We start from the raw sequence: 12,750 nt of genomic DNA on the forward strand, positions 1-12,750 counted from the left end.
TCAGACGCCGATTAGAACCAGCGGAACCGGGCGCCGCTCTTTCCAATCGAGTACAAGTGGTATACCGAAATGACAAGTCCGGGGCCTCCCGCCCCGAAGACACGCAAGAGACAGATGACTTCCACCCCTTCCTTCGCAGACACCGCCCGCCAAGGCCCCACCATTCTTCCGCTCGGTGACAGTGCCGTCAGCGTCGAGTTCGGCCGCAGCATCGACCCCGATCTCAACGAGGCGGTGATCGCCCTTGCCGCCGTGCTGGAAGAGGCGCCCTTCGAGGGGTTCGTCGAGGCGGTGCCGACCTATCGGTCGCTGGTGGTGATCTACGACCCGCTGACAGTTCCGGGCCGCGAGGTCGAGGCCCTGCTGCATGACAAGCTGACCGGGGGTGACCGCCCTGCCCGTCCGCGCAGGCTCTGGCGCATCCCCGTGCACTACGGTGGGCCCGCCGCACTCGACCTCGAAGACCTCGCGCGCGAGAAGAAGGTCGATGTGGAGGAGCTGATCGCGCTGCATTCCGGGGCCGAGTACCGGGTCTACATGATCGGCTTCGCGCCGGGGTTCGCCTACCTCGGCGGGCTGCCGGAGGCGCTGCACACGCCGCGCCTGCCGGTGCCGCGCCAGTTGATCCCCGCGGGGGCCATCGGCATCGGCGGCCAGCAGGCCTCGGTCAACTCCGTGCCCGGGCCCTCCGGCTGGCGCTTCATCGGCGAAACGCCGGTGCGCGCCTATGATCCGGACCGCGCGACGCCCTTCCTCTTTGCCGCGGGCGACGCCCTCCGCTTCACCCCCGTCAACGCGCAGGAGGCCGCCGATCTGGCCGCACGGCGCGACGCGGGCGAGGTGATCCTGACGGCGGAGGTGCTGCAATGAGCCTCACCGTTCTCTCGTCCTCCCCCATGCTCACGGTGCAGGACCGGGGCCGCCCCGGCTGGCGGCAATTCGGCGTCTCCGCCGCGGGGGCGATGGATCCCGGTGCGCTCCGGCTGGCCAATGCGCTCTGCGGAAACGATGCGGAGGCAGCGGCGCTGGAATTCGGCGGCTTCGGCGGCCGGTTCAAGACGGACCGCCCCCTGCGCTTCGCCGTCACCGGGGGCGCCTGCGAGATCCGCCTGGGCGAACGCCTGCTGCAACCGGACGAGAGCCACAGGCTGGAGCCGGGCGAGGTCCTCTCCATCGGCGCGCTGCGTGGCGCGACCTGGGGCTATGTCGCGTTCTCCGGCGGGATCGCGACACCGGAGGTGATGGGCGCACGCAGCACCCACCTGCGCTTCGGGGTTGGCGGGCTCGACGGGCGGCGGTTGCAGGACGGCGACGCCCTGCCCCTGCAGGAGGACGCGCCCGGGCCCCTGCTGCGAGCCCCTGCGCCTGTCCCGTCCCGCGCGGATCAGCCGATCCGCGTGCTGGCCGGTCCGCAGGACGATTATTTCGACGCGACCATACTCGCCCGTCTGGAATCCGAGGATTTTGCCCTCACCGCGCAGCGGGACCGCATGGCCAGTGTCCTCGACGGGCCCGACCTGCCCGCACGGGGCGGCCATGACATCATTTCCGACGGCACGATGCCCGGCGCGATCCAGGTGCCCGGCTCCGGCAAGCCCATCGTGCTGATGGCGGAATGCCAGACCACCGGCGGCTATCCCAAGATCGCCACCGTGATCACCGCAGACCGGCCCCGGCTGGCGCAGATGCCCACCGGCACGCGCTTCCGCTTTGCCCGCGTCACGCGCGAAGAGGCCGAGGCCGCGCTGCGGCAGGCCACCGGTGCGCTTCATGCGCGGATCGCAGCACTTGCAGAGAAGCCCGCCGATCCCTTCGCCTCGGACTACCTGTTGTCCTGCGACCTGGTGGGCGGCATCTTCGATCCCGAGGCCCTGATGGAGGGAGGACCGTCATGACCGCCACAGAGACCCTACCCGGCAACCGCGCCCGCGAGGCGCACCGGCGCATCCTGCACATGATCCTCGACGGGACGCTGAAACCCGGGGAGATCCTGCAGGAAGCGGCCCTCGGCGACCAGCTGGAGATGTCGCGCACCCCGGTCCGCGAGGCAATCAAGCGCATCCTCTCCGAGGGGCTGGCCGAGGTGCAGGGCCGCTTCACCCGGGTCCGGCGCCTGAGCCCCGCGGAGGTGGACGAGATCTTCTTCCTCCGCCTTGCGCTGGAGCCCGCCTGCGCCCGCGAGGCCATCGGAATCGCCCCCGAGGCGCTCGACCAGATGGAGGCGCGGATCATCTCTCTGATGCGGGCAGGCCCCGGGGAAGACGACGTGGAATGGTCCACCGACAACGCCTTCCACCGCATGATCTCGGACGCTGCGGGCAACCGCGCCATCGCCCGGCAGATCGCGGACCTGCACCGGCGGACCTGTATCTTCGACCATTCGCAGGTGCCCGCACGCTTCCTGAAGGGCTGCGCGGAACACCTTGATATCATTGACGCACTGCGCCACAGCGACGGCCCGAGGGCCGAGGCGGCGATGCGGCTGCACCTGACCGGCGCGCGCGATGCGATCTTCCGCCGCCTCGATGCCATAGAGACCGAAAGGGCCCAGACCGAATGAAATGCCTCATCGTTCAGCCGATCCATGAAGAGGGTCTGGAGATGCTCCGCGCCGCAGGCGTTGAACCGGTGCGCCCGGCCGCGACCGACGGCGCCTCGCTTGCCGAGGCCGTGCGGGGTTGCGATGCCGTGATCACCCGCGATGCGGGCTTCCCGGCGGCGGCCTTCGAGGGCGCGGACCGGCTGCAGGTGGTGGTGGTGCATGGCACGGGCCACGACGCGGTGGACAAGGTGGCCGCGGCCTCCAAGGGCGTGCTGGTGGCCAACACCCCCGGCGCCAATGCCCGCTCGGTCGCGGAACATGCGCTTGGCCTGATGCTGGCCGCCGCGCGTGGGATCGCCGGTGCGGATGCCGCCGAACGCGCCGGGCGGACCGGGTTCCGTGAAAGCCGCGACTTCGTCGAACTGGAGGGCAAGACCGCCCTGATCGTCGGCTGGGGCGCCATCGGCAGCCGTCTGGGCCGGATGCTGGACGCGGCCTTCGGGATGCGGGTGCTGGTCCACTCGCCCAATGCAAAGGACATCGGCGGGTTCGAACGCGCCGCCTCGCTGGAGGAAGGTCTGGCCGAAGCCGACGTGATCTCGCTCCACACGCCGATGAGCCCCGAGAAACACCACATGATCAACGCCGCGCGCCTCGCGCTCGTGAAACCGGGCGCGGTGCTGGTGAACGTCGCCCGCGCGGGCCTCGTGGACGAGGCCGCCCTCGCCGAGGCCATGGCCGCGGGCCGGATCGCGGGCGCGGGCCTCGACGTCTATTCCCACGATGCGCCCACTGGCCCGCTGGCGGAGCAGGCGGTGGTCTTCACCCCGCACCTCGGCGCCACCACCGAGGAAGCCCTTGCCCGCGTCGCCCGTGGCGCCGCCGGGCATGTGCTGACGGCGCTCTCGGGCCGACTGCCCGAGACGGTGCTGAACCCGGAAGTGCGGAGCGCGGCCCAGTGACGTCAAAGCCAGTGAGTTCGAAGCCCGTGATTGCCAAGCCCGCCGCAGACGCCCCCGCAACACCTCCGGGGACGCCCGCCCTCGATGCCGCCGCCTCGGCCGTGATCCACGAGACGATCACCCGGGGCCTTGCCTCGGTCAACGCGCTCTCGGAACCGGGGCCCGGCTGGACGCGGCCCTCCTACGGCGATCTGGAGTCCGAGGCCCACGGGCTGATCGAGGCCGAGTGCCTCGCCCTCGGCCTGACGGTCACGCGCGATGCGGCGGGCAACCTCTTTGCCCGGTTGCCGGGGCGCGACCCGCAGGCCTCGCCGCTCTACATCGGCTCCCACCTCGACACCGTGTCGATGGGCGGCGCCTATGACGGTCAGGCCGGGGTCGTGGGTGCGCTCGCCATCATTGCCGCGCTGAAGACGCAGGGCGTGACACCTGCCAGCGATCTGATCCTGATCATCACCCGGGCCGAGGAAAGCGTCTGGTTCCCGGTCTCCTACATCGGCTCGCGCGCCGCGCTTGGCCTGCTGCTGCCCGAGGATTTCGATGCGACCCGCGCTGACACCGGCCGCACGCTGGCACAGCACATGGCCGAACAGGGCTATGACGCCGAGGCGGTGCGCAACCTCACCCCGCCGCCGCCGGCGCGCTTCCTCGAATTCCACATCGAACAGGGTCCGGTGCTTTACGACGCGGGCGAGGCCTATGGCATCGTCACCGCCGTGCGCGGCGGGCTGCGCTATCGCAACGCCATGGTGAAGGGCACCTGGGCCCATTCCGGGGCCGCCCCCCGTCAGGGCCGCGCCGATGCAGTGGTGGCCCTGGCCGAACTGATCGTCGCCATGCAGGGCGTCTGGGACCGGATGCTGGCGGAGGGGCATGACCTGACCGTCACCTTCGGCAAGGTCGATGCCGCCTCCCCGGCCCATGCCATGGCCAAGGTCGCGGGCCACGCGGGCTTCGTGCTCGACATGCGCTCCGGCGATCCCGAGACGCTCGACGCCGCCGATGCCGCCTTCCGGGACGAGATCGCGCGGATCGAGGCGGCACACCCCGGCGTCACCTTCGACCTCGGCGCGCAGAGCCGCTCGAAACCCGCGCGCCTCGCCGACAGCATGGTGGAGTTCGTCGCCCGTGGTGCCGCCGCGCAGGGCGACAGCCCGCGCCGGATGCTCTCGGGTGGCGGCCATGACGCCGCCGCCTTCGCCACCGCCGGCTGGGACAGCGTGATGGTCTTCATCCGCAACTGGGACGGCTCCCACAACCCCGACGAGGGCATGGACGAGGCCGACCTCGTCCGCGCGGTCGAGGCGGTGACGCTGGCCGTGATCGGAGAGGCCGGATGAGCGGTGAAACCCTGTCCCAGAGCGCCTATCGCAGGCTGAAGGAGGATATCGTCGAGGGCCGTATCCCGGCGGAATCCGTGCTCTCGGAACGGGGTCTGGCCGACAGCCTCGGCATCTCGCGCACGCCGCTGCGCACCGCCGTCTCGCAGCTGGAGGCGGAGGGCGTGCTGGACCGGCTGCCCAACGGCGTGATCCTCGTCCGCTCGATCACCGTCGAGCAGCTGATGGAGATCGTGAAGATGCGCCAGTTGCTCGAAAGCGCCGCGGCGGGCCGCGCTGCGGGCTTCCCCATGACGCCGGACCTTGCCGCCAGCCGCGACGAGATGCAGGCCCTTGCCGAGGGCGAGGCCGTGGTCTTCGACCGGTTCTGGGAGAAGGACGAGGTCTTCCACATGGCCGTGGCCCGGGCCGCCCGGCTGGCGCTCTTGCCCGACATCCTCGTCGAACAGCGCGCCATCGCCCGGCGCTGCTCGCTCACCCGAACCTATGACAGTTTCCGCGATCAGGCCCGCGAGCACGTGGCGATTGCCGATGCCATCGCCGACGGCGACGCCCCGCGGGCCCATGCCGCCATGTGGCACCACTTCGACAACGTACGCGCCCGGTTCCTACAGACCTTCGGGGGCTAGCCCCCGCCCGAGATTTCAAACCCACCTGTTAAACAACAGCCACCACTCACGACCACAACCCCATGGAGACGTACATGAAATCGCTCTTCCACCTCGCCATTCACGTCAAGGACCTCGACGAGACCCGCGCCTTCTACGGCGGTGTCCTCGGCTGCGAGGAAGGCCGCTCGACCGACACCTGGGTCGACTTCGACTTCTTCGGCCACCAGCTCTCGTTCCACCTGGGCGAGCCCTTCCCGACCACCCGCACCGGCAAGGTCGGTGACCACATGGTGATGATGCCGCACATGGGTGCGGTGCTGGCGCTGGACGACTGGTTCGCCCTCGCGAAACGGCTGGAAGACGCGGGCATCGCCTTCGACATCCCGCCTGTCGTCCGCTTCGAGGGCGAGCCCGGCGAGCAGCGCACGATGTTCTTCTTCGATCCCTCGGGCAACCCGATCGAGATCAAGGGCTTCGCCGATTTCGCCGGTCTCTTCGCGAGCTGAGGACCCCATGACGATGATCACCCTCGCTGCCCGCATGGGCGGCGCCTACCGCATGAAGGCGGGCCAGACGGTCCGGATCGAGAACCCCTATGGCACACAGGCGGTGGACGCCTGGGCGCTTGCCGATGACGGGGCCGAGACCGGCGACGGCACGGTGCAATATTCCTCGATGGAGCACACCCGCTCGGTCAATTCCTCGATCTACGTGGACAAGGGGCTGGCCGTCATGGGGATGGACCGCCGGCCGCTCTTCACCATGGTGGAGGACACGACGCCCGGCCATCATGACACCCAGCTCTGCCCCTGCAACGGGCCGCTCTACGCGGACCTCGACCAACCGGCAGAGCATCGGTCCTGCGCGGGCAACTTCCACGATGCGCTCTCGCAAATCGGCCTCGCGATGCCCTTCACGCCCGCCTCGCTGAACCTCTTCATGCGGGTCGCCGTTGGCCCCGAGGGCGAGGTGCTGCGCCAGCTGCCCGAGGCCAGGCCCGGCGATCACGTGACGCTGCGCGCCGACCGGGACATCGTACTGGTGCTCTCTGCCTGTCCGCAGGACGTGACGCCGATCAACGGGCCCGACTGCATCCCGCGCGAGATCGTCCTGCACTTCAGCGAGGCCGCATGAGCACCGCCCCCACAGACAGCCTGAACGTCCCCCGCTTCGTCGGCGTGCCGACCTTCATGCGGCTTCCCTTGCGCGAAGAGGCCTCCGGCCTCGACGCCGCGATCCTCGGCCTGCCCTCGGACAGCGGCGCGCCGTTCCGGACCGGCGCGCGCATGGGGCCGAACGCGGTGCGGCAGGCCTCGATCATGCTGCGCCCGTTCAACCCCTACCGGGGCAATATCGACGTCTTCGACGTGCTGAAGATCGCCGACGTGGGCGATGCACCCGTGGTGCCCGGCTACGAGATGGAAACCCTCGACTGGCTGGAGCAGAGCGTGACCCGCGTGGTCGAGGCCGGGGCCGTGCCCTGCTGCATCGGCGGCGACCATTCCGTGACGCTGGCCGAACTGCGCGCGGTGGCGAAAAAGCACGGACCGCTGGCGCTCGTGCATTTCGACAGCCACACCGACACCTGGGACAAGTATTTCGCCGACAAGAAGTACTCCGCCGGGACGCCTTTCCTGCGCGCGGTCGAGGAAGGCATCGTCGATCCGCACCGCTCGATCCAGCTAGGGATGCGCGGCTCGCTCTTCCGCGACCGGGACATCACCCAGTCGCTGGACCTCGGCTACGAGGTGATGACCACCGACGACATCTTTGCCGCCGGACTGGAGGCCACCGCCGCGCGGATCTCCGAGCAGGTGAACGGCGCGCCTGTCTTCCTGACCTTCGACATGGATTTCGTCGATCCTTCCGCCGCGCCCGCCGTCGAAACGCCCGAGGCCGGCGGTCCCACGGCGCGCGAGACGCTGGCGCTGCTGCGCGCGATCAAGGGCCTCGACATCCGGGGCTGCGACGTGGTGGAGATCACGCCGACCTATGACGGGCCGGGGCAGATCACCTCGCTCCTCGGCGCGACGGTCATGGCCGAGATCCTCGCCATGATCGCCGAGGCTAAACAGGCCTGACCCCGCGCGGCCCGCGCCGGTGACAGCCAAACCCCGCGCCAAGGCATGCCCGGCGCGGGGATCACCGCAGCGGCGCGTGACGTCGCCTCTGGCCTTATGCCGCGCTGCGGCGTAAAAATAGGTCATGTGTCCTGCCCCAGTTCCGATTCCCACCGAATACAAGCGCCCCCACAGCCCGCTGGAGGATGTGCAGGGCTTCGCCATCGGCCTGCTGACCGCCTCGGTCGGGCTGGTGATCCTCTCCTCGCTGGGGTTCATCACCGGGCAGACGGCGGGGCTGGCGCTGATCATCTCCTACCTGACGGGCTGGTCCTTCGGCGTGGTCTTCTTCGCGGTGAACCTGCCGTTCTACGCCTTCGCGTGGAAACGGCTGGGGGCGGAGTTCACGCTGAAGAGCTTCTTCTGCGTCACCGCGCTCTCCGTCATGGTGGAATGGCTGCCGCGGGGCATGCAGTTCGAATACCTGAACCCGATCCTCGGCACGACGATCTTCGGCGTGCTCACCGGGTTCGGCCTCCTCGGCGTGTTCCGGCACAAGGGCTCCCTCGGCGGGCTCGGGGTGATCGCGCTGATGATCCAGGACCGGACCGGCTTCCGAGCGGGCTATGTGCAGCTGATCATCGACGCGGTGCTCTTCAGTGCCGCCTTCTTCCTTTTCGAGACACGGGTCGTGCTCTATTCCCTCTACGGGGCGTTGATCCTGAACGGCGTCATCGCCTTCAACCACCGCCGCGACCGGTATATCGCAGATTGAGGCAGAGATGAGCCAGACGACGGAGACGACCGACAAGACGGGCGCCGGGAAACAGAGCACCGGAAAGCAAGGCACGGGAAAGCAAGGCACTGGCAAGCACGGGCCGCTGGAAGACGCACAGGGCATCTTTTACGGCACCGTGATGGCGGCCTTCGGGATCGTGATGCTGACCCAGATGGGTCTGGTCACCGGCCAGACCGCAGGCCTCGCCGTGCTGCTCAGCTACGTGACGGGCCTCTCCTTCGGGACCGTCTTCTTCCTCGTGAACCTGCCGTTCTACTGGCTGGCCTTCCGCCGCATGGGCGTGCCCTTCACGCTGAAAACCTTCCTCTCGGTCGGGCTGCTCTCGCTCTTCGCGCAGTTGCTGCCCAAGGTCATCAGCTTCGACATGCTGCACCCGGCCGTGGGGGCGGTGATCTTCGGGCTGATCACCGGCTCGGCGCTGCTGGCGCTCTTCCGGCACGGGGCCTCGCTGGGGGGCGTCGGCGTGCTGGCGCTCTACCTGCAGGAAAAGACCGGCTTCCGGGCCGGGCTGACGCAGCTGCTCTTCGACCTCTGCGTCTTCACCTTCGCGCTCTTCGTGCTCGACCTGCCCTCGGTGCTCTACTCGCTGCTCGGGGCGGTGGTGATCAACTTCGTGATCGCGGTGAACCATCGGAAGGATTGGTACGTGGCGACCTGATCGGGCGGTGCGCTTGAAGAGAGCGCCGGGGGCTGTCTGCCCGTCTCCATCGGCGCTCGGACCGATGGCGCACCGATGGCGACCCCCGAGGATATTTGCGAACAGTGGATGAGGAGCGATGGCGCTCCTCTTCTTATTTCACATCAAAGCCTTAACCGACGTCATTCAGGCGTTTGATCAGGCTGGAGGTGTCCCAGCGGCCGCCGCCGAGCTTCTGCACGTCCTTGTAGAACTGGTCCACCAGCGCGGTGACGGGCAGCGAGGCGCCGATCTCGTCGGAGGTGTCGAGGCAGATGCCGAGGTCCTTGCGCATCCAGTTGACCGCGAAGCCGTGCTCGAACTCGTCCGCCAGCATGCTCTGGTAGCGGTTCACCATCTGCCACGAGCCAGCGGCCCCCTGGCTGATCACCTCGACCACGGCGGCGCCGTCGAGCCCGGCCTTCTGGGCGAAGTGGAGCGATTCCGAGAGACCCTGCACGAGGCCCGCGATGGCGATCTGGTTGCACATCTTGCACATCTGGCCCGCGCCGCTCTCGCCGAGGCGACGGCAGATCTTGGCGTAGGCCGCGATCACCGGCTCGGCCGCGTCGTAATGGGCCTGATCGCCGCCGCACATGACGGAGAGCACGCCGTTCTCGGCGCCCGCCTGCCCACCGGAGATCGGCGCGTCGACAAAGCCGAAGCCGGCCTCCTTGGCGATCGCGTAGAGCTCGGCCGTGACCTTGGCGGAGACGGTGGTGTGGTCGACCAGAATCGCGCCGGGTTTCATGCCAGCGAAGGCGCCCTCGGGACCGGCGCAGACGGCGCGCAGATCATCGTCGTTGCCGACACAGGTCATCACGAAATCGGCACCCTGCGCGGCCTCGGCCGGGGTCGAGGCGAAGGCCCCGCCGTGCTGCGCCACCCAGGCTTCGGCCTTGGCGGTCGTGCGATTGTAGACCGTGACGTCGTGCCCCTTGGCGGCCAGATGGCCCGCCATCGGATACCCCATCACGCCCAAGCCCAGAAATGCGATCTTTGCCATGGTCTTTCCCCTTGCATTCATCTGTCCTAAGAGTTCTGGAGACCGCGAACAGGAATGGCAAGCCGGGAGGCCGTAGAATTGGGGATCGTCTTTCGCTGGCTGCTGAGGATCGCAACAGCTTTGGTCGCCCTCGTGGCCCTCGGGGCTGTGGTGGTATACTTCCTCGCGGCACGCTCACTGCCCGAATACGACAAGACGCTGGTGGTGCCGGGCATCACCGCGGAGGTCGAGATCGTGCGCGACCACGCCAACGTGCCGCATATCTTCGGCAAGACAGATGAGGACGTCTACTATGCGCTCGGCTATGCCCATGCGCAGGACCGTCTGTGGCAGATGATCACCATGCGCCGCACGGTGCAGGGCCGGCTGAGCGAGATCTTCGGCCGCCGCACCCTGCGGATCGACCAGCTGATGCGGCGCTACGATTTCTACACGCTGGCGCGCGAGGCCTACCAGTATCAGGACGATGAGACCAAGGCCGCGCTGCGGGCCTATTCGGCGGGCGTGAACGCGCGTCTCCAGGAGGTGAACGAGGAGTCGCTGGGGCGCGGCGCGCCCGAGATGTTCCTCTTCGACGTGGCCGTGGCGCCCTGGACCCCGGCGGACAGCCTCGCGATGATCAAGCTGATGGCCGTCCAGCTCTCGGGGCAGATGGCGGACGAGGTGAAACGCGCCCGCGTCTCGCTGGCCCTGCCCGATCCGGACCGGATCCGGGACATCATGCCCGACGCGCCCGGCTCGGGCCTGACCGCCCTGCCCGAGTATGCCGCGCTCGCGCCCGGCCTGCCCGCCACGCTGGATTATGCCACCGACGATCCCGTGCCGCTCTTCCCGGACGAGCCGCTCTCGCCCTTCCCGAGCGAGGACCTCGCCGGGGCGTCGAACGCCTTTGCCGCCGCGCCGTCGCGCTCGGCCAGCGGCGGGACGCTGCTGGCCAATGATCCGCACCTCGGCTTCACAGCGCCGACGATCTGGTACCTCGCCCGGCTGGAGCTGCAATCGGGCGGCGTCATCGGCGCCACGATTCCGGGCATGCCGCCGGTCCTCATCGGGCGCTCGGCCAAGCTGGGCTGGGGGCTGACGTCCTCCTACCTCGACGATCAGGACCTGCACATCGAGGAGATCAACCCGCAGAACCCCGACCAGTACCGCACCCCGGACGGCTGGAAGAATTTCCGCACCCGGCGCACCATCGTCAACGTGAAGGACGACACCGCCGTCACCATGACGCTGGCCTGGACGGACAACGGTCCGGTGATGCCCTCCTCTCTCTACAGCCTCGGTGAGGTGACCCCGCCGGGCCACGTGATGTCGCTGAACTGGACCGCGCTTTCCGCCGAGGACCGCTCGATGACCGCGGCGCTGAAGCTGATGCAGGCGGGCTCGGTCCAGGAGGGCATCGACGCGGGCGAGGATTTCCTTGCGCCCTCGCAGAACCTGACGCTGGCCGACAAGGAGACCATCGCGCTCAAGACCATCGGGGCCATGCCGCGCCGGGACGCGGGCAGCGAGGCGCAGGGGCGGATGCCCTCGCGCGGCTGGGTCGAGGCGAACCGCTGGCAGGGCATGCTGCCCTATTCCGCCAACCCGGCCTTCGTCTCGCCTGCGGGGGGGATCCTCGGCAACACGAACAACAAGCTGCTGGACCGGCCCTTCCCGCTCCATGTCTCCTACAACTGGGGTGACACCCAGCGGGTGCATCGCTGGGAACGGCTGATGCAGTCGCGCGAGGTGCACACCCGCGACAGCTTCATCGAGGCGCAGCTCGACACCGTCTCCTACACCGCGCGGACCCTGCTGCCGCTGATCGGGCGCGACCTGTGGTTCACCGGCGAAGCGGCCCCCGACGGCACGCCCGAGCGGCTGCGCCAGCGGGCCCTGACCCTGCTGGCGGACTGGAACGGCGAGATGAACGAGCACATGCCCGAGCCGCTGCTCTATGCGGCCTGGCTGCGCGCGCTGCAGACCCGGCTGATCCAGGATGACCTCGGCCCGCTGGCGGACGAGTTCAGCCACGTGGACCCGATCTTCATCGAGCGGGTCTATCGCAACATCGACGGCGCCTCGGAGTGGTGCGACGTGCGCCAGTCCGCCCCGCACGAATCCTGCACCGAGATGGCGCGGCTGGCGCTCGACGATGCGCTCGTCTGGATCACCGATACCTTCGGCACCGCGCTGGAAAGCCTCCGCTGGGGCGACGTGCACCAGGCGACCCACGACCACCAGACGCTGAAGGACGTGCCGGTGCTGCGCTACTTCGTGAACATCCGCCAGAGCACCTCGGGCGGGGACAATACGCTGATGCGCGGGATGACCAAGGGCTACGGGCCCGATCCCTTCCTGAACGTCCATGGGGCGGGCTATCGCGGGGTTTATGACTTCGCCGATCCCGACAGCTCGGTCTTCATCCTGTCCACGGGGCAGTCCGGGCATTTCCTGTCGCGCTACTACGACGACATGGCGCAGCTCTGGCGGCGGGGGGAGTACATCCCGATGTCGCTGGATGCGAATCTGGCCCGGGCCGCGGCCGTGGGTGTGACGAAGCTGGAGCCGGCCGAGTGAGTGCGGGCTGAAACCGCGCAGCCTGAGACTGGGCATACTGAAAACGCGCGTCGCTCCGACGTACACCTCCGGCTGAGATCAGGATCTGCACCGCCGTACCGGCTCTCGACAAGGGCAGCGCCGGCCCGCGGGGTGGCGCTATAGCGCCGCCCCAGGGGGGCGGGTCGGCGCTGCCCGGCCTGAGGCCGGGCG

General features: G+C 68.8%; 13 protein-coding genes. 12 read left to right on the forward strand and 1 reads right to left on the reverse strand.

Features of this window, described 5'->3' with window-relative positions; genetic code table 11:
• Positions 1-114 precede the first annotated feature (114 nt).
• The 11 genes from pxpB to ACX9MO_RS18555 all read left to right on the forward strand — a co-directional run bounded on the left by pxpB (position 115) and on the right by ACX9MO_RS18555 (position 8,972).
• A complete protein-coding gene (gene pxpB, locus ACX9MO_RS18505) occupies positions 115-870 on the forward strand; it encodes a 5-oxoprolinase subunit PxpB (protein ID WP_462212911.1) in 756 nt (251 codons plus the stop codon).
• On the forward strand, positions 867-1,895 hold the full coding sequence (locus ACX9MO_RS18510; protein ID WP_462212912.1) for a 5-oxoprolinase subunit C family protein: 1,029 nt from the start codon (positions 867-869) through the stop codon (positions 1,893-1,895). The genes pxpB and ACX9MO_RS18510 overlap by 4 nt, the downstream gene beginning before the upstream one ends.
• Positions 1,892-2,560, forward strand: a complete 669-nt coding sequence (locus ACX9MO_RS18515) for a GntR family transcriptional regulator (RefSeq protein WP_462212913.1) — start codon at positions 1,892-1,894, stop codon at positions 2,558-2,560. Before ACX9MO_RS18510 ends, ACX9MO_RS18515 begins: the two co-directional genes overlap by 4 nt.
• Positions 2,557-3,504, forward strand: coding sequence for an NAD(P)-dependent oxidoreductase (locus ACX9MO_RS18520; protein WP_462212914.1), 948 nt, complete (start codon positions 2,557-2,559; stop codon positions 3,502-3,504). The genes ACX9MO_RS18515 and ACX9MO_RS18520 overlap by 4 nt, the downstream gene beginning before the upstream one ends.
• A gap of 11 nt (positions 3,505-3,515) precedes the next feature.
• Positions 3,516-4,844: a hydantoinase/carbamoylase family amidase gene (locus ACX9MO_RS18525; protein ID WP_462212915.1), complete on the forward strand. Its 1,329-nt coding sequence runs from the start codon at positions 3,516-3,518 to the stop codon at positions 4,842-4,844.
• Positions 4,841-5,473 (forward strand): GntR family transcriptional regulator, encoded by a 633-nt coding sequence (locus ACX9MO_RS18530; RefSeq protein WP_224821790.1) that lies wholly within the window; start codon positions 4,841-4,843, stop codon positions 5,471-5,473. The genes ACX9MO_RS18525 and ACX9MO_RS18530 overlap by 4 nt, the downstream gene beginning before the upstream one ends.
• Positions 5,474-5,547: 74 nt before the next feature.
• Positions 5,548-5,961: a VOC family protein gene (locus ACX9MO_RS18535; protein ID WP_222490043.1), complete on the forward strand. Its 414-nt coding sequence runs from the start codon at positions 5,548-5,550 to the stop codon at positions 5,959-5,961.
• Between the two features lie 7 nt (positions 5,962-5,968).
• The gene (locus ACX9MO_RS18540; protein ID WP_462212916.1) at positions 5,969-6,589 is read left to right on the forward strand and encodes a DUF1989 domain-containing protein; all 621 of its coding nucleotides are present in this window, start codon (positions 5,969-5,971) and stop codon (positions 6,587-6,589) included.
• The gene (speB, locus tag ACX9MO_RS18545) at positions 6,586-7,536 is read left to right on the forward strand and encodes an agmatinase (RefSeq protein WP_462212917.1); all 951 of its coding nucleotides are present in this window, start codon (positions 6,586-6,588) and stop codon (positions 7,534-7,536) included. The genes ACX9MO_RS18540 and speB overlap by 4 nt, the downstream gene beginning before the upstream one ends.
• Positions 7,537-7,660: 124 nt before the next feature.
• On the forward strand, positions 7,661-8,290 hold the full coding sequence (locus tag ACX9MO_RS18550) for a YitT family protein (protein ID WP_462212918.1): 630 nt from the start codon (positions 7,661-7,663) through the stop codon (positions 8,288-8,290).
• Between the two features lie 7 nt (positions 8,291-8,297).
• The gene (locus tag ACX9MO_RS18555) at positions 8,298-8,972 is read left to right on the forward strand and encodes a YitT family protein (protein WP_462212919.1); all 675 of its coding nucleotides are present in this window, start codon (positions 8,298-8,300) and stop codon (positions 8,970-8,972) included.
• A 151-nt stretch (positions 8,973-9,123) separates the two neighbouring features.
• Here the strand turns inward: ACX9MO_RS18555 and ACX9MO_RS18560 are convergent, their stop codons facing one another.
• A complete protein-coding gene (locus ACX9MO_RS18560) occupies positions 9,124-9,996 on the reverse strand; it encodes an NAD(P)-dependent oxidoreductase (protein WP_462212920.1) in 873 nt (290 codons plus the stop codon).
• Between the two features lie 78 nt (positions 9,997-10,074).
• Between ACX9MO_RS18560 and ACX9MO_RS18565 the strand changes: the two genes are divergently transcribed.
• A complete protein-coding gene (locus tag ACX9MO_RS18565) occupies positions 10,075-12,558 on the forward strand; it encodes a penicillin acylase family protein (RefSeq protein WP_462214479.1) in 2,484 nt (827 codons plus the stop codon).
• Positions 12,559-12,750 lie beyond the last annotated feature (192 nt).

The sequence above is a fragment of the Pseudooceanicola profundus genome (assembly GCF_054919315.1).

What these genes read in the sequence shown, in the direction of transcription:
- pxpB (WP_462212911.1), top strand. Translation starts at nt 115, where the DNA reads ATGACTTCCACCCCTTCCTTCGCAGACACCGCCCGCCAAGGCCCCACC.
- ACX9MO_RS18510 (WP_462212912.1), top strand. Translation starts at nt 867, where the DNA reads ATGAGCCTCACCGTTCTCTCGTCCTCCCCCATGCTCACGGTGCAGGAC.
- ACX9MO_RS18515 (WP_462212913.1), top strand. Translation starts at nt 1,892, where the DNA reads ATGACCGCCACAGAGACCCTACCCGGCAACCGCGCCCGCGAGGCGCAC.
- ACX9MO_RS18520 (WP_462212914.1), top strand. Translation starts at nt 2,557, where the DNA reads ATGAAATGCCTCATCGTTCAGCCGATCCATGAAGAGGGTCTGGAGATG.
- ACX9MO_RS18530 (WP_224821790.1), top strand. Translation starts at nt 4,841, where the DNA reads ATGAGCGGTGAAACCCTGTCCCAGAGCGCCTATCGCAGGCTGAAGGAG.
- ACX9MO_RS18535 (WP_222490043.1), top strand. Translation starts at nt 5,548, where the DNA reads ATGAAATCGCTCTTCCACCTCGCCATTCACGTCAAGGACCTCGACGAG.
- ACX9MO_RS18540 (WP_462212916.1), top strand. Translation starts at nt 5,969, where the DNA reads ATGACGATGATCACCCTCGCTGCCCGCATGGGCGGCGCCTACCGCATG.
- speB (WP_462212917.1), top strand. Translation starts at nt 6,586, where the DNA reads ATGAGCACCGCCCCCACAGACAGCCTGAACGTCCCCCGCTTCGTCGGC.
- ACX9MO_RS18550 (WP_462212918.1), top strand. Translation starts at nt 7,661, where the DNA reads ATGTGTCCTGCCCCAGTTCCGATTCCCACCGAATACAAGCGCCCCCAC.
- ACX9MO_RS18555 (WP_462212919.1), top strand. Translation starts at nt 8,298, where the DNA reads ATGAGCCAGACGACGGAGACGACCGACAAGACGGGCGCCGGGAAACAG.
- ACX9MO_RS18560 (WP_462212920.1), bottom strand. Translation starts at nt 9,996, where the DNA reads ATGGCAAAGATCGCATTTCTGGGCTTGGGCGTGATGGGGTATCCGATG.